Source organism: Pantoea sp. USHLN256 (assembly GCF_037149875.1).
GTDB classification, from domain to species: domain Bacteria; phylum Pseudomonadota; class Gammaproteobacteria; order Enterobacterales; family Enterobacteriaceae; genus Pantoea; species Pantoea nemavictus.
Genome location: NZ_JBBCQO010000012.1, coordinates 68,566 through 85,042 on the forward strand (window position 1 = coordinate 68,566; position 16,477 = coordinate 85,042).

A 16,477-nucleotide genomic window follows, 5' to 3' on the forward strand; every position below is an offset into this window, starting at 1 on the left:
CAGCAATGTCGTCTGAAGAGTTAGAACTGGTCTGGAACCATATCAAAGCCGAAGCCCGCGCGCTGGCTGACTGTGAACCAATGCTGGCCAGCTTTTACCATGCGACATTGCTTAAACACGAAAACCTCGGTAGCGCCCTCAGCTATATGCTTGCCAATAAGCTGGCAAATCCCATTATGCCCGCTATCGCCATTCGCGAAATCGTGGAAGAAGCCTACCGTGAAGATCCGGAAATGATTGTTTCTGCGGCTTACGATATCCAGGCGGTACGTCAGCGTGACCCAGCGGTTGATAAATACTCCACGCCGCTGCTCTATCTGAAAGGCTTTCATGCACTGCAAGCTTATCGCATTGGTCACTGGTTATGGAAAGAGGGGCGCCGCGCGCTGGCTGTTTATTTGCAGAATGAAATCTCCGTCTCATTTGCCGTGGATATTCACCCGGCGGCGCGCATTGGACGCGGCATCATGCTCGACCATGCTACGGGTATCGTCATCGGTGAAACCGCCATCATTGAAAATGATGTTTCAATACTGCAATCGGTGACGCTCGGCGGTACCGGCAAAACCAGCGGCGATCGCCATCCGAAAATTCGTGAAGGGGTGATGATTGGCGCGGGCGCCAAGATTCTGGGCAATATTGAAGTGGGACGCGGTGCAAAAATTGGCGCCGGTTCTGTCGTCCTGCAACCCGTGCCGCCGCATACTACGGCGGCCGGTGTGCCAGCGCGTATTGTTGGCAAACCGACCAGTGATAAACCGTCGATGGATATGGATCAGCACTTTAATGGTGCGGGCTTTGAATACGGCGACGGCATCTAGCCTTTAATCAGGGCGCCAGCATAATCGAGTTGGCGCCACGCTTCATACACCACTACCGAAACTGCATTAGACAGATTCATGCTGCGGCTTTCTGCCATCATAGGGATACGGATTTTCTGCTCGGCTGGCAACGCGTCGAGCATCTCTGCGGGTAAGCCACGGCTCTCCGGACCAAACACCAGATAATCACCCTTTTGATAGCTCACCGCGCTGTGTGCAGGCGTACCTTTGGTAGTGAGGGCGAACATACGCTGTGGGTTTTCAGCTGCAATAAATGCCGCGTAATTAGCGTGTTTTTTCAAAGCGGTGTATTCGTGATAATCCAACCCGGCACGGCGCAGGCGCTTATCATCCCAGGCAAAACCAAGCGGTTCGATAAGGTGTAACTGGAAACCGGTATTCGCGCACAGGCGGATGATGTTGCCGGTATTTGGCGGGATTTCAGGTTCAAATAAAACAATGTTTAGCATAAGGCCCCCAGAAACGAGGGCCGAAGCATAACAAATTATTGGCGGGCGGAGTACAGCGGTAACCACAGCGTGAGGCGCAAGCCGCCTAACGGGCTATCATCGGCTTTGACCCAACCGCGATGCTGCTGAACGGCTGTTTCAACGATCGCCAGACCTAAACCGGTACCGCCGGATTCACGATCGCGCGCTTCATCAGTACGATAGAACGGACGGAATATCTGCTCGCGATCTTCTGGGCTGACACCCGGACCATCATCATCGACATGGATAGTGATACCCTCAATATCCACCGAAAAGCTAACGCTGATGTGCGAATTCGAATAGCGCAAAGCATTACGCACGATATTCTCCAACGCACTCTCCAACGCGTGCGGGTTACCGTACAGCGGCCATGGGCCAGGCGGATAGGGCACATCCATCATTTTCCCCATCTGCTCGGCTTCAAATTTGGCATCTTCCAGCACGCCGTTCCACAGCTGGTTGGCTTTCATCGCTTCGCTAACCAGCGCATTGTTGTGCTGCGTGCGTGACAGCACCAACAAATCGTTAATCATGCCATCAAGACGCTGCGCTTCAGTTTCAATACGCTGCAACTCTTTGCCCTCACCATTACGTCGGCGTAGCAGCGCGGTTGCCAGCTGCAGGCGAGTTAATGGTGTCCGCAATTCGTGGCTGATGTCAGACAGCAAGCGCTGCTGAGCGGTCATCATGCGTTCGAGTGCGCTCACCATTTGGTTGAAGCTTGAACCCGCGGCCAGGAACTCCTGCGGCCCTGATTCCAGTTCCGGATGCTGGCGCAAATTACCGCTTGCCACTTCATCTGCAGCATATTTAAGTTTGCGGGCTGGGCGCGCCAAACTCCATGCTAGCCAAAGCAGCAGCGGCGAGCTGATCAACATAGTGACAATCAGCAGCAACAGCGGGCGGTCAAACAGCAGATTTACGAAATCAAGCTGCGAGCTGGTGGCCGGACGAATCAGGTACAGCTGATAGTTGTCTTCGCCATCGCGAACGGCGAACGGTCCTACCATCTCAACGCGACCATACTTCTTCTTCTGCGGATGATCGGCATTATCAGACTGGCCAATAAAGTTGCGGATAATCTGCATTTCATTGTGCTGCGCGCCAATCACACGGCCTTCGCTGGTTACCAGCAGCAAACGCTGACCGGGCGGTGCCCATTTGTCGATGGAGCGGAACAGACGACGCCACCACATCAAGTCGTTTGGTGGGTCCTGAGACAGCTCCGCTTCAACGTGTTGTTCAATCATGGTGCCCTGACGCTGCTCGCTCTCCAGTAACGCAGTCATCTGGCGCGAATCAAGTTTGGGCACCATTAAAACCAGCATCAACACCAGCGCTAGCGTGAGCCAGAAGATGGCGAAGATGCGGGTGGTTAAACTTCCAATCATGATGCCGAAACCATCAGATAGCCGCGTCCGCGCAGGGTTTTAAACCACGGGTGACCATCACGACGTTCCGGCAATTTACGACGCAGGTTAGAGATGTGCATATCGATAGCACGGTCAAAAGGTGTCAAGCGTTTACCTAACACTTCCTGACTTAGGTGCTCACGCGAAACCACCTGACCCAGATGCTGTGCCAGCAAATAGAGTAGGGTGAATTCGGTGCCGGTGAGATCCAGCGTTTCGCTATCGAAGCTGGCTTCCTGACGGCCTGGATTCAGGCGCAAGCAGTCAACTTCTAACGTCGGTGAGCTGTTATCGTGCTGCTGTTGCTGCTCGCTCCAGTTTGAACGGCGCAAAATGGCACGGATACGCGCCACCAGTTCGCGATCGTTAAACGGTTTAGGCAGATAGTCGTCCGCGCCCAGTTCAAGGCCGAGAACGCGATCCAGTTCGCTGCCACGTGCAGTCAGCATAATGACTGGAGTTTGGTGCTGTTGGCGTAGTTCTTTCAAAGTGTCGATACCGTTCTTCTTCGGCATCATCACATCAAGCAATAGCAAGTCTACGGTGTTGTCTAACAGGTTGAGAGCCTGCTCACCATCGCTTGCCACAATCACCTCAAAACCTTCCATCTCAAGCAGTTCTTTAAGCAGCGAAGTTAATTCGCGGTCGTCATCAACCAACAGGATTTTATTCATTTTTTATTGCCCTCCGCAGGCAAAATACCGTGTTCCTTGACTTGCAATCCAACGCTTTACGTAGTTTTACACCCCCTGACGGATGTTTGCAGCCATCGCCGTACACTGGCTCTCGTTGAATCGCAAAACGGAACGAACTGGGAGTTAACGATGCGCTACTTAACCGCCGTCGTCATTGCCTCAGCGATGGTTCTCAGTCAGGCCAGCGCCGAAGCAGCAGACACGACGACGATTGACGAGATGCATCCGAACAGCGGATTGACGACAGGCAGTATGACGCAAAATCCGCAAAGCTACATGTTCGACGGCATTGAGCTGACTGAACAGCAGCGGCAACAGATGCGAGACCTGATGCAGCAAGCGCGCCATGAGCGCCCAACAATCAGCGTTCAAGACATAGAAACTATGCATGACCTTGTCATTGCAGACAAATTTAACGAATCGGCTATTCGACAGCAGGCAGAGAAACAAGCCCGCGCAGCGGTAGAGCAGCAAGTCGAGATGGCTCGGGTTCGTAATCAGATGTACCACCTGCTAACGCCTGCACAGCAAGCGACATTGCAGAAGAATTATGAGCGACGACTCGCTGAAGTTCGTCGGCTCTCAGGATTGCAGCCATCATCACCGCTGCAAGCAGTGAGTAGTACCAGCAGTAACCAGTAACATAGTATCCCTGTTTTCCTTGCCATAGACACCATCCCTGTCTTCCCCGCCATGATGGCGGGGTTTTTTTTGTCTGTCATTTCTCTCTAACATCATTGCCTTAAAATTCAACCACGCAGCACACTTCTGCCGATGATAAACTTTAGCCATCTTAGGATTAAAAGGCCGCACCTTTGCTATGTGCGACCCGGCGAGGCATAGCATGGATTCTTCCTATGCAAAATTAGTCAATCGGGCGGCGCTGGCGGCAACCACGCTGGCGACATTGCTGTTGATTGTGAAAATTTTTGCCTGGTGGCATACCGGTTCGGTCAGTATGTTGGCGGCGCTAGTGGATTCTTTGGTGGATATCGCGGCTTCTCTTACCAACTTGCTGGTGGTGCGATATTCACTGCAGCCTGCCGATGACGATCACACCTTTGGGCACGGTAAAGCGGAATCACTGGCCGCGCTGGCACAGAGCATGTTTATTTCAGGCTCGGCGCTGTTTCTGTTTCTTACCGGCATTCAGCATTTGGCGTCACCTGAAACGTTAAATGCGCCGCTGGTAGGTATTGTCGTGACGGTCATTGCGTTATTTTCCACTTTGACATTGGTCGCTTTTCAGCGCTGGGTGGTGCGTCGTACACGCAGCCAGGCGATTCGGGCTGACATGCTGCACTATCAATCTGATGTGGTAATGAACGGTGCAATATTGGTCGCACTCGGTTTAAGCAGCTATGGTTTTGTACGGGCTGATGCTTTGTTCGCGCTCGGCATCGGTGTTTATATTCTCTATAACGCGTTACGAATGGGTTATGACGCAGTACAAGCGCTGTTAGACCGCGTACTGCCCGAGCATGAAACGCAGGAGATTATTAACGTGGTGAGCAACTGGCCGGGCGTACGCGGTGCACATGCGTTACGCACGCGACAATCGGGGCCCACGCGTTTTATCCAACTGCATCTGGAGATGGAAGATCAGTTACCCTTGGTGCAGGCGCATCAGGTGGCCGATCAAATTGAGCAGGCATTACTAAAGAAGTTTCCCGGCTCAGACGTGATCATCCATCAAGATCCCTGTTCAGTTGTGCCGAGTAACCAACACGGCTTTTTTCAAGGTTAGCGATTTAAAATCATGCAATTACACAAAGAAAGTGACGTAACGCTAACAACTCTGTAAAAAATTAGCGAAAACTTGTCTGACCTGAATCAATTCAGCAGCAAGCCTTTGATATACTATCTGCAACTATTAAGCCATGCGATCGCGAGCTGCTCCACGCCAGACACATGGCAGGAATAATCCTTAGTTTTGAACAATCCAGAGGTTGTCATGATCAAAAAAATCGGAGTACTGACCAGCGGCGGCGACGCCCCAGGCATGAACGCAGCCATCCGCGGAGTTGTACGTTCCGCGCTGAGTGAAGGACTGGAAGTTTTTGGTATTTACGACGGCTATCTGGGTTTGTACGAAGATCGCATGATCAACCTCGACCGCTATAGCGTGTCAGACATGATCAACCGCGGCGGCACCTTCCTCGGCTCCGCGCGCTTCCCAGAATTCCGTAACGATGAAGTGCGCCAGACTGCGATTGATAACATGAAAAAGCGCGGTATTGATGCGCTGGTGGTTATCGGTGGGGATGGTTCATATATGGGTGCTAAGCGCCTGACCGAAATGGGCTTCCCATGCATCGGCTTGCCGGGCACCATCGATAACGACGTAGCGGGCACTGATTACACCATCGGCTACTTCACAGCGCTGGAAACGGTGGTTGAAGCCATTGACCGTCTGCGCGACACCTCATCTTCGCACCAGCGTATTTCTATCGTCGAAGTGATGGGCCGTTATTGCGGTGATTTGACGCTGGCGGCAGCGATTGCGGGTGGTTGTGAATTCATCGTTCTACCAGAGATTCCTTATACGCGTGAAGAGCTGGTTTCTGAAATCAAAGCCGGCATTGCTAAAGGTAAAAAGCACGCCATTGTGGCCATCACCGAGCACATCTGTGATATCGACGATTTAGCGCATTTCATCGAAGCTGAAACCAAACGCGAAACGCGCGCGACCGTGCTCGGCCATATTCAGCGTGGTGGCGCTCCTTGTGCATATGACCGCATCCTGGCGTCACGCATGGGTTCATACTCTATTGAACTGCTGCTGCAGGGTTATGGCGGCCGCTGCGTCGGTATTCAGAACGAGAAGATGGTGCATCACGACATCATCGACGCGATTGAAAACATGAAGCGTCCATTTAAACGCGACTGGCTGGATACCGCGAAAAAACTCTACTAATCATTATCATCAAGGCGCGACGAGATTCGCGCCTTTTTTATGCCTGTTCATATTCCGTACGGTTATAACAGCTTATTTTTAATTCTTTAATCCATGGATAAGTTTGTGTCAGTCTTGTTCTATAACGACCTCGGGAGAGCAAGCAATGAATAAGTGGAGTATTGGTGTCACCCTGTTACTGGCTTCAACCAGTGTTCTGGCAAAGGATATTCAGCTGTTAAACGTCTCTTACGATCCCACCCGTGAGCTGTACGAGCAGTACAACAAAGCATTTAGCGCTCACTACAAGCAGGAAACCGGCGACAACGTCGTGATTCGCCAGTCGCACGGCGGATCGGGTAAACAAGCGACTTCCGTGATCAATGGCATTCGTGCTGATGTGGTTACGCTGGCGCTGCAATCCGATGTAGATGCTATTGCTGACCGTGGTCGTATCAATAAAGATTGGATCAAACGCCTGCCAGACAACTCTGCACCATACACCTCGACCATCGTGTTCCTGGTACGCAAAGGCAACCCGAAAGGCATTCATGATTGGCCAGATCTGATCAAACCGGGTGTTTCTGTCATCACACCAAACCCAAAAACGTCGGGCGGCGCACGCTGGAACTATTTGGCTGCCTGGGGTTGGGCGCTGGATCAGAACCATGGCGATCAGGCCAAAGCACAGGCTTACGTGAAATCGCTGTTTAAGAATGTTGAAGTACAGGATTCTGGCGCACGCGGCGCAACCAATACTTTCGTTGAGCGTGGCATTGGTGACGTGCTGATTGCGTGGGAAAACGAAGCGTATCTGGCGGTTGATAAGCTGGGTAAAGACAAGTTTGAAATCGTTACGCCGAGCGAATCGATTCTGGCCGAGCCAACGGTTTCGGTGGTGGATAAAGTGGTTGATGAGCAGGGCACGCGTAAAGTGGCCGAAGATTACCTCAAGTACCTCTATTCGCCGGAAGGCCAGACCATCGCCGCCGAGAATTTCTACCGTCCACGTGATGAAACTGTAGCGAAGAAGTTTGCTGATAAATTCGCGCCGGTGAAACTGTTCACAATCGACAGCAAGTTTGGTGGCTGGACGCAAGCCCAGAAAACCCACTTTGCCGATGGCGGCAGCTATGATCAGGTGATGAAACCTTAAGGCATCAAGAAACGGCCAGCGCTTATGCTGGCCGTTGGTCTTTTATGCTTCCTGCGTGGCCAGTCTTCGGCCAGCCCGCTGTGCCACCAGCGGTAACAGCGCCAAACGTACCAGATAGCCATCGGGATCGAGTCCCCAGCCCAGCTCTGTTGCGGCATCGACAATCGCTTTATCCCACTCCAGCTTTTTCCGTTCGTCACCTGCGGTGGTGATCACCACTTCGCAATCATCATTTTGTGCTTGATAGCGACGCCAGCTGCCTGCTGGCACGGAAACCACCGAACGTTCTGGCGCGGTAATAGTGACTTCTTCGCCATCACGGTTGAACGTGACGCTAAGCGTGCCCTTAAACACCATCAACACTTGCACCTGTTCACAGCGGTGTAAGCCCATTTTGCCCTTCTTGGGTAGCGCCAGCCACTCTACGGAGAAGCCATGCGGCGATCTTATCGGCGGAGTGACCTGACGATCCTGGCTGATGCCGTAGCCGATAACGGGTGCCAAACGCGCGCCGTGACCTGGCAACATCGCATCCAACAATGCGCACTCGCTCCACGCGCGCTGCTCGCCAGTAACGGCAAATTGCGCCATTTGCTGCGGTGAGAAGTGATCGAGCTTTGCCATCTCTGCATCGGGCAGCGGCGGCATACGTTCAGCGACATCGGGAATTGCCGCGCCGGTTGAGGTATCGATAAGCATGTTATTGGGGCTGAGATAGAGTCCATATTCCGCCGCAGCCGACATCACATCGGGATGCCAGATAATACCGCCGGTATTATCACCGCCGAGTACGGTAAATACCCAACCATCGGTATCGGTGGCTGAAACGTTGGTGAACCCGCGGAAAATCCATGTCGGCAGGCTAACAATCGCCGGTGCTTCAAGCTCGAGTGACTCTTCACCTTTGTTGCCCCAGCGAAAACGCCAGCGGCCTTCATGGATCAGGAACACTTCGGCGGTGAAATGCAGATGCAGATTGTTGGTAACACCTTTCGGCATCGCTGCGGCGCCAATATTAAAACCGTGTGCTTCGGGAATATTAATAACCTGCTCAGACGACTGTGTGACGCCCGGCCCGATAAACGAATAATTCTGCTTCAGATGCGATCCCGGCAGTTTGCAGTCGATAAACGCCAAATTGCACGACACCATATCTTCTGGCGCAATCAGACGCGCACGTGCTGCTTCTTTAGACAACGTTTGCTGTTTCATCATCTTCTCCTTAGTAACCAGAACCGGAACGTACCGGCATCACCTCACCGCGCGCGGTGGCAACGGCATGGCGTGCTGCATGGGTGAGTTGCATTACATCGTTAGCGGGTGTCACCAGTTGAAAACCCTGCGCAATACGCTGTGCGGCGGCTTCTCCGCTGGTACAAAAAATCCCGGCCAGCTTATGGCAGGCGCGAGTGCGGCTAAGTACGCGTTCGATAGCATTCAGCATCTCAGGATGTTGCGATTCGGCGCTGGCCTGGCCGGTAAGCGTCAGAGAGAGATCGTTAGGACCGATAAACACGCCATCCAGCCCGTCAACGTCGAGAATGGCATCCAGATTGGCCAGCCCGGCGCGGTTTTCGATCATCGCCAGCGTCAAAATTTGCTGGTTGGCGTGCTGTGGATAATCTTTGCCGCCGTATAGCAGCGCACGTGCCGGGCCAAATGAGCGCGAACCTTGCGGCGCATAGCGACAGGCGTCGACAAACTGCTGCGCCTCGGCAGCATCGTTAATCATCGGGCAGATAATGCCGTAGGCTCCGGCATCCAGCATGCGCATGATTTGTGCCGGTTCGTTGTGCGAAACGCGCACCAGCGGCGTAGTGGGCGTAGATGAAAGCGCCTGCAACATAGTGAGCGCGGCGGCAAAATCTATCAGGCCATGTTGCAGGTCAACGGTTACTGCGTCGTAGCCCTGATGCCCGGCTATCTCAGCGCTGTAGCTGCTGGGAATCGCCAGCCAGCCATTAATGATCGGCTCATGTCGTTGTTTTAAAGGGTTGATACGCATAATTCGCTCTCCTCAATCCAGGTTTGCAGCGCGCTGGCACAGGCCTGCGGCCGCTCCAGCAGCAGAAAGTGTCCGCACTGCTCAAGGGTGATGTGTCGGGCCGCGGGTGCGGCCTTGACGAGCAGACGATGATGTTCAGGTGTGCAGATGGCGTCGCTGTCGCCGTTGAGGATCAGCAACGGAGCATGTAGCGACAGTAGTGTGTGCCGCAGGTCGCGACGTTGAATCGCGATTGCCGTTTGCTGGCGAAAGCGCTCAACGCTGGTGCGTTCAGCCATCTCAACCAGCGTGCGCAGCAGTGCGCGATCCGCTAGCCGCGAAGCATGGACGTAACGCGGCCACAGCTGTTCAACAATTGGCTGCATCCCGGCTTGCTCGGCATGAGAAAGTAAGGCAATGCGGTTCGCGGCATTTAGCGGCGCATCAGCTAGCGGATTGACTGCCAGCAACGCCAGGCCAGCGATGCGCGTTGAGGCTTGCGCTTGCATCTCCAGCGCCACTAATGCGCCTAACGAAAACCCCGCCAGTAGAAAGCGTGCAGGTAAATCGGCCAGCAGCTGCGCCGCCAACTGTTCAGCACTCTCGGCTCCCCCCATCTCGGGAATGATCACCGGTTGCTGCGGCAGATGGCGACAAAGCGGTTGCCACAGTGCGCCATCACATAATGTGCCGCCTAATAACACCAAAGGCAGTTGCATGGTTAGCCCTCCGCCATAGGACGGGCATGCACCATCTGCATGACATGGCGCACCAGCAGCAGCGAAAGCAGGGAAATAATGCCAATCACCATGAAGCCTTGCTGCATCGCAAAGTAATACTTGATGTAGCCGACCAACACCGGACCAAAGAAAATCCCGGCCGAATAAATGCTTTGATACAGGCCAACGCGCGTTGATTGCTGCCAGGCTGGCGTGCGGGTGACAATCAGTGAATTCAGCACAGTAGAGATCATGCCGAAGGCGCATCCGGCCAGGGCCTGCAAGCCATACAGCAGCCAGATATTGGGTGCATATGGCATGGCGATTGCCACCACCCCTTGTACGACACCGCCGATAATGGCGGTATTACGTAAGCCCAACACGCGATAGAAGAAGGGCGCACACAGCGCAGTGGCCAGCGCATAGAAAAACAGATGAATGCCGCTGAGTGTGGCCAGCGAGGCGGCCGCCATACCAAAACCTTCTGCCAGCAACGGCGTTAGCGTATCGCGCGTGGCGAACGGCACCATCATCACCAATGCACACAATCCACCGAGATACCACACCGAGGGATCGCGTAGCTGAACGCGCACCGCAGAGAGGCGCTGAGCCGTGGGCATGGCTTCCGGACGTTTTTCACGGATAAAAAATGTCAGTAAAAAGGCCAGTAGCGCAGCGGTGGAAGCGACCAAAAAGCTCGATTCGGCCCCGAAATGACGGGCGATAAAACCGGCAATTGAGATACCAATAAACGTGCCTAACGGCGAGGTAACACTCAGCATGGCTACCGCGGCGGCGGCCTCCAGCGGCGGAAAATAAGCAACAAACATCACGTTGTAAACGACCCACGTCGCGCTGGTCACACCATCGGCGAGCTTGGCGATAAACAGCGTTTCCGGCGTTGGCCAGAGATACACAACCGGCCAGGCGACGATGGTAAACAGCAGGCCAATCTGGATGATGCGCTTACGGCTGCGAAAGCGATCCGACAGGATGCCGGTAGGAAAACGCAACAACATGGAAGCTAATCCGGTGGCGCCGATGATAATTCCCATCACGCGCGCCTCCACATTCAGTGAAGTAATGTAAGGCGCGAGAAACGGATCAAAGGCGTGAATGCTGATAAAAAACAGCAGACTAATAATGAAAAACAGCAGTACATCGCGACGTAATAACGCTTTCATAATCCGATCCTCAATAAGCCGTCCAGCCGCCATCCACCTTCAGCGCGCTGCCGGTGATCAGTGCAGCCGCACGGGACGCCAGAAACACCACCGGGCCCATCACATCTTCAAGCGTGCCGAGGCGGCCCAACTGAATACGGCGCAGCGTCTGCTGACGGAACGCTTCATCTGCCAGCGAAGCCTGCGATAGCTCGGTTTCAATAAAAGTGGGACACAGCGTGTTGACGCGAATGCCGTCGCGTCCCAGCTCCAGCGCCATGGCGCGCGTCAATCCTTCCAGTGCGGCCTTAGACGCGCAGTAGACGCTGCGCTGTGGCCCGCCAACGTGTGCCATCTGCGAGGAGAGATGGATAATGCTGCCGCCGTGTTGCGCAGCCTGCATTCCCGCCGCCACCTGCTGCGATAGAAAAAACGTCGCGCGCAGATTCACATCCATGACGGCATCGAAATTTGCTTCGCTGACCTCGCTGAACGGTTGATGACGTGCCAGCCCAGCGCTGTTAACCAGCACATTAAAGCTCGGCAGGTCGTGCAGCGTCTGGCGTACCGCGTGTATGTTGCAAACGTCGAGCGGCAGCGCATGCAGCGTCAGGCCAGCGTTAGCTGCCTGCTGTACGGCGTTGTTCAGGCGATCGGCATCGCGGGCGGCAATCCACACCTCTGCACCGGCTTCGGCCAGCGCGATAGCGGCAGCGAAGCCGATACCGCGCGATCCACCGGTTACCAGCGCACGCTGTCCATCAAGACGAAATGAAGGGGTCATCGGAACCATGTGCGCCTCCTTATTTCACCGTCACCGGAGCAGGTGTGGCGTAAGGTACGTCTTGTTGGCCGTAACGGCGCACGCGGATGTTGGCCTGTTCAGCATGGCCAGCAAAGCCTTCCAGCAGCGCCAGACGTGAGCAGTAAGCGCCTATTTCCGCCGAAGCTGCATCACTGGTGACGCGTTGCCAGGTGCAGGTTTTCATAAATTTGCCCACCCACAAGCCGCCGGTATAGCGCGATGCGCCCAGCGTTGGCAGCGTGTGATTGGTGCCGATCACCTTGTCGCCGTAGGCCACATTGGTACGTGGACCGAGAAATAACGCGCCGTAATTGCGCATATTCTGATGATACCAATCGTCACGATCGGTCATCACCTGTACGTGTTCTGACGCGATACGATTAGCTTCTGCCAGCATCTCATCGTGGTCGGCACACAGAATGATTTCGCCGAAGTCGTGCCAGGCTTTTTGCGCCACATCGGCGGTGGGCAGTTGCAGCAACAGCTGGTGGATGTAGCGCGCGGTATCCTCAGCGAGCTGGCGCGAGCAGGTCAGCAAAATCGCGGGTGAGGTGGGGCCGTGTTCCGCCTGGCCGAGCAGATCGGTAGCGCAGAGTTCGCCGTCGACGCTGTCATCGGCAATCACCAGCGTTTCGGTGGGACCCGCGAACAGATCGATGCCGACGCGACCAAACAGCTGGCGTTTGGCTTCCGCAACCCATGCGTTACCGGGTCCGACTAACATGTCGACCGGCGCAATGCGTTCGGTGCCAATCGCCATGGCGCCTACCGCCTGAATGCCGCCGAGCGCATAGATTTCGTCTGCGCCAGCCATCGACTGCGCCGCCACAATCGCCGCGGCCGGTTTACCGTGAAACGGCGGCGCACAGCTCACAATGCGATCGCAACCTGCCACTTTGGCGGTGATGATCGACATATGCGCCGAAGCCAGCAGCGGATATTTGCCGCCAGGCACGTAACAGCCGACATGACTAATCGGAATGTTGCGATGGCCGAGAATCACGCCCGGACGGGTTTCAATCGCTAAATCGGTCAGGCAATTTTTTTGTGCCTGCGCGAAGTTGTGCACCTGTTCCTGGGCGAATTCGATATCGCGAATCTCTTGTTTTGTGAGCTGTTGCAGGCAGGCATTGATCTCCTGCGGCGTTAGGCGGAAATCATCGCGAGCGAAGCCATCAAATTTGATGGAGAGTTCACGTACCGCGTCATCACCGCGCGCTTCAATGTGCGCCAGCACGGTTTCAACATCGCTGCGTACCTGTTGCTGCTGCTGTTGGCGTTCAGCCTTTGCTGCCGCCTGTTTTAACCAAATTGCCATGTCCAATTCCTCATGATTGCATCCCGGGAAATAGGTTTGCATACGTATGCAAAAGGCGTAAAGGGGGCGAATCAGGAAAAGATGAAAAGTGAGAATGTGCGCAGTTTTATGCGGTATCAGGCAGCCGAAAAGCCCCGCGGGAGAAGGGTTCCCACAGGGTTAATACCGACAATGCTGCCGTTAACGCTGGCGTTCTATGGCTAGCGCCAGCGCCAGTAATGCCTCTTCATCAGCGGTGGGATAGAGCAGTTCCAGACCGAGCGGCAAACCGTTAGCTATTTGCCCGAACGGCAACGTCACGGCCGGCAAACCGCTTATAGCCGCCAGTTCAGGCGCCCAGCCCGGTGGCATTTTCTCCAGCGAAACCGGCGTGCGCTGGCTGGTGGGATAGATCAGGGCATCCAGCCGCAGCGCCTGCATTTGCTGTTGCAACTGCTGACGCAGATGGCGTTGAAAACGGCGCTGTTCGCGCCACGCTTCGCACACCAGCGCGTGGCGCGTGAGATGCAATTGCAATAAAGCGTCGAATTCGGCGAGATGTTCGCCACGGGCAAGCAGCGCAGAGAGTGACGTGGGTGCATACGCCATTTTTGTTAGCCAGCGTGCAATGGCCGGATGGAACTCGCGCAGGCTCAGGCAAGTTTCCTGCGCGACACGCGATGCCAGTGGCAACCGCAGCGGAACCAGCGTCGCACCAGCACGCCGCAGCCGGCAGAAAGCCTGTGCTAACGCCTGACGCTGCGCAGCCTCATCGCCCAGCAGATCGCTGACAACCCCTAAACGCACGCCGCGCAGGGATCGCGGCGGTAGCGGACGCACCGGCAACCCATGCATCACCTGATGCAGTAGCGCCGCATCGGTGACGCACCATGTCATGGGTCCAACCGTATCTTTACTCAGCGAAAGAGGCGCGACGCCGTGCAACTGGCGACGGCGAAATGCCGGACGTAATCCCACCAAACCGGTCCAGGCAGCGGGAATGCGGATAGAACCACCGGTATCGCTGCCGAGAGCCGCATCCGCCATGCCCGCCACCACTGCCGCCGCGCTGCCGCCGCTGGAACCGCCTGCGGTCAAAAGTGGATTGAGCGGATTGCGCACATCGCCGCCCAGCGAACTGCGCGAGCGTACATCAAAGGCAAACTCGGAGAGATTGGTTTTAGCGAGAATTAACGCGCCCGCAGCTTTGAGGCGCGTAATAACACGCGCATCTTCGCGAGGCTGTGCGTCGGCCAGTGCGCGACAGCCGAGAGTGGTAGGGAGACCCGCACAATCAATATTGTCCTTTATCACCAGTGGAATGCCGTGCAGCGCGCCGAGCGGCGTGCCGGTGCGCCACAAGCGATCGCAGTGCTGCGCATCATTCATCACGTGCGGATTAACACTAATGATGGCGTTAAGTGAGTGGCCCGCGCGCAGGGCGGCCAGCCGTCGCTCAACCTCATCTGCGCTATGAGGCTGTGGCTGCAGGCGCGCGGCAATCATTTCACTGCATCCTGTGACAACATGCCGCTGGTTTCAGAGGCAGCCTGCGGCATCTGGCGCTGCTGTACGCGTTTTGCCGCCAGTGGCGTCAACACGCCCGCGACCAGACACAATCCACCAATCACCCAATAACCCGCATGCAAGTTAACGTGCTGCAACAACACGCCCATCAACACCGGGCCAAAAAACATGCCGCAAGAATAGATGGTCTGAAACAGCCCCATGCGCGTGGTTTGCTCATTCTCCGAGGTATTCACCACGCTGAGCGACATAAACACCGCGAACGCCATACCGAAGGAGAAACCGGCGAGACCTTGCCAGAGATAGATCAGCCATAAACTGCTGGTGAGTGGCACGAAAATCGACGAAACAATTTGCAGGCCGATGCCGATTAGCGCGGTGTTGACCAGGCCAAGGCGCTTATAAAACACGGAACTGCATAGCGCCACGGCGATGGCATAAAACAGTAAATGGATATTGCTCAACACCGCCAGCGTACCGGCCTGCGCGCCAAGCTGTTGGGCGTAAATTGGCGTCAAGGTATCGCGGGTGGCAAAGGGCACCAGAATCACTATGGTTGCCAGCAGGCCGATAAACCAGATGGTGCTATCACCCAGCTGGCGTTTGGCACTTTGTACGCAGGCTTTCAGATGCGGCGCTTTATGAATATCTTCCCCTTCACGAATGCGCAGGCTGAGCATCAGAGCCAGGCAGCCGGCCACGGCGGGGACGAAAAAGGCCTGCGTGCTGCCGAACCAGTGCACGATGACGCCACAGATCGCATTACTGATAAACACGCCGATCGGACCTGCCAGCGCCAGCAAGGCGACGGCGGCGGGCGCTTCATCGCGCCGAAAATAGCGAATGAAAATGATGTTGTAGAGCACCCAACTGGCGGCCGTAAACCCGCAGGCCAGCTTCGCCAGCCAGAATGTCAACGCGCCAGGAAAAAGCCACGCCAACGGCCAGGCGATGACCGGCAGCAGCAGTGCGAACTGCATAAACACTTTACGATTTTTCAATACGTCGGAGACGACGCTGAGTGGGAATCGGGTGCAGAGTGAGGCCAAACCGGTTGCACCCATAATCATACCGATGGTTTGTGGTTCAATGCCCAGCCGCACCATGTAGGGCGCCAGAAAGGCATCAAAGCCGTTGATGCAGATAAAAAACAGCACGCTCATTAAGAAAAACGTCAACAGCTCGGAACGGCTAAACAGTGCTCGAAACATGGTGTTGAACCTCTTGCAAGCCAGGTAAGTGACTAAAAACGCGGGTTTCATCCTGAGTCCGGGTCGCTAATTTTGCACTCTTTGAATACGTATTCAACGGCCGAAGTTACGAAATGATTACAACTTTGTAAAGTGTCGCTGTGGCATTGTGAAAAAAAAGTTATTGAGTGTTGCATACGCATGCAAAACTGGTGTAAGAGTAAAAAACACACACCGAAGCAGGTGAGTCCGGCTGGTGAAATTGGCTACAATGCTCAGCAGTCACCCGCGCATCAGTGTGCTAAACAGGAAGATAACACC

The 16,477-nt window shown here is 55.0% G+C and carries 15 protein-coding genes and 1 pseudogene; 5 read left to right on the forward strand and 11 right to left on the reverse strand.

Features of this window, described 5'->3' with window-relative positions; all coding sequences use genetic code 11:
• Positions 1–5 precede the first annotated feature (5 nt).
• Positions 6–821 (forward strand): serine O-acetyltransferase, encoded by an 816-nt coding sequence (gene cysE, locus WFL93_RS21130; RefSeq protein ID WP_007885334.1) that lies wholly within the window; start codon positions 6–8, stop codon positions 819–821.
• Here cysE and trmL read toward each other — a convergent pair.
• The 3 genes from trmL to cpxR are packed head-to-tail and all read right to left on the reverse strand — an operon-like array spanning position 818 to position 3,398.
• Positions 818–1,291: a tRNA (uridine(34)/cytosine(34)/5-carboxymethylaminomethyluridine(34)-2'-O)-methyltransferase TrmL gene (trmL, locus tag WFL93_RS21135; RefSeq protein ID WP_007885336.1), complete on the reverse strand. Its 474-nt coding sequence runs from the start codon at positions 1,289–1,291 to the stop codon at positions 818–820. The two genes, cysE and trmL, sit on opposite strands and share 4 nt — an antisense overlap.
• A gap of 35 nt (positions 1,292–1,326) precedes the next feature.
• The gene (gene cpxA, locus WFL93_RS21140; RefSeq protein ID WP_007885338.1) at positions 1,327–2,703 is read right to left on the reverse strand and encodes an envelope stress sensor histidine kinase CpxA; all 1,377 of its coding nucleotides are present in this window, start codon (positions 2,701–2,703) and stop codon (positions 1,327–1,329) included.
• Positions 2,700–3,398, reverse strand: a complete 699-nt coding sequence (gene cpxR, locus WFL93_RS21145; protein ID WP_007885339.1) for an envelope stress response regulator transcription factor CpxR — start codon at positions 3,396–3,398, stop codon at positions 2,700–2,702. Before cpxR ends, cpxA begins: the two co-directional genes overlap by 4 nt.
• Before the next feature lie 150 nt (positions 3,399–3,548).
• Here cpxR and cpxP point away from each other — a divergent pair, with 150 nt between their 5' ends.
• The 4 genes from cpxP (at position 3,549) to WFL93_RS21165 (ending at position 7,471) form a co-directional block, all read left to right on the forward strand.
• Positions 3,549–4,061: a cell-envelope stress modulator CpxP gene (gene cpxP / locus WFL93_RS21150; RefSeq protein ID WP_007885340.1), complete on the forward strand. Its 513-nt coding sequence runs from the start codon at positions 3,549–3,551 to the stop codon at positions 4,059–4,061.
• Between the two features lie 202 nt (positions 4,062–4,263).
• Positions 4,264–5,166, forward strand: a complete 903-nt coding sequence (fieF, locus tag WFL93_RS21155; RefSeq protein ID WP_007885341.1) for a CDF family cation-efflux transporter FieF — start codon at positions 4,264–4,266, stop codon at positions 5,164–5,166.
• A gap of 207 nt (positions 5,167–5,373) precedes the next feature.
• Positions 5,374–6,336 (forward strand): 6-phosphofructokinase, encoded by a 963-nt coding sequence (pfkA, locus tag WFL93_RS21160; RefSeq protein WP_007885343.1) that lies wholly within the window; start codon positions 5,374–5,376, stop codon positions 6,334–6,336.
• Positions 6,337–6,481: 145 nt separating this feature from the next.
• Positions 6,482–7,471 carry a sulfate ABC transporter substrate-binding protein gene (locus WFL93_RS21165; protein WP_007885344.1) on the forward strand — a complete coding sequence of 330 codons (990 nt, stop codon included), beginning with the start codon at positions 6,482–6,484 and terminating at the stop codon, positions 7,469–7,471.
• A 42-nt stretch (positions 7,472–7,513) separates the two neighbouring features.
• Here WFL93_RS21165 and WFL93_RS21170 read toward each other — a convergent pair whose 3' ends face one another.
• From WFL93_RS21170 to WFL93_RS21205, 8 genes and pseudogenes are all read right to left on the reverse strand, one after another.
• A complete protein-coding gene (locus WFL93_RS21170; protein ID WP_336778980.1) occupies positions 7,514–8,686 on the reverse strand; it encodes a cupin in 1,173 nt (390 codons plus the stop codon).
• Between the two features lie 7 nt (positions 8,687–8,693).
• Positions 8,694–9,476: an HpcH/HpaI aldolase family protein gene (locus tag WFL93_RS21175; protein WP_336778981.1), complete on the reverse strand. Its 783-nt coding sequence runs from the start codon at positions 9,474–9,476 to the stop codon at positions 8,694–8,696.
• Positions 9,458–10,207: pseudogene (locus WFL93_RS21180) on the reverse strand (alpha/beta fold hydrolase); the annotation flags it as partial. The gene WFL93_RS21175 and the pseudogene WFL93_RS21180, both read right to left, overlap by 19 nt.
• Complete coding sequence (locus WFL93_RS21185; RefSeq protein ID WP_081496516.1) at positions 10,177–11,391, reverse strand: MFS transporter; 1,215 nt, start codon at positions 11,389–11,391, stop codon at positions 10,177–10,179. The pseudogene WFL93_RS21180 and the gene WFL93_RS21185, both read right to left, overlap by 31 nt.
• Positions 11,369–12,130, reverse strand: coding sequence for an SDR family NAD(P)-dependent oxidoreductase (locus WFL93_RS21190; protein ID WP_180822698.1), 762 nt, complete (start codon positions 12,128–12,130; stop codon positions 11,369–11,371). Before WFL93_RS21190 ends, WFL93_RS21185 begins: the two co-directional genes overlap by 23 nt.
• 10 nt (positions 12,131–12,140) lie before the next feature.
• A complete protein-coding gene (hisD, locus tag WFL93_RS21195; RefSeq protein WP_336778982.1) occupies positions 12,141–13,460 on the reverse strand; it encodes a histidinol dehydrogenase in 1,320 nt (439 codons plus the stop codon).
• 180 nt (positions 13,461–13,640) lie between these two features.
• Entirely contained in the window at positions 13,641–14,945 is a 1,305-nt protein-coding gene (locus WFL93_RS21200) for an amidase (protein WP_007885353.1), read from the reverse strand.
• Positions 14,942–16,177 carry an MFS transporter gene (locus tag WFL93_RS21205; protein WP_336778983.1) on the reverse strand — a complete coding sequence of 412 codons (1,236 nt, stop codon included), beginning with the start codon at positions 16,175–16,177 and terminating at the stop codon, positions 14,942–14,944. Before WFL93_RS21205 ends, WFL93_RS21200 begins: the two co-directional genes overlap by 4 nt.
• Between the last annotated feature and the right edge of the window lie 300 nt (positions 16,178–16,477).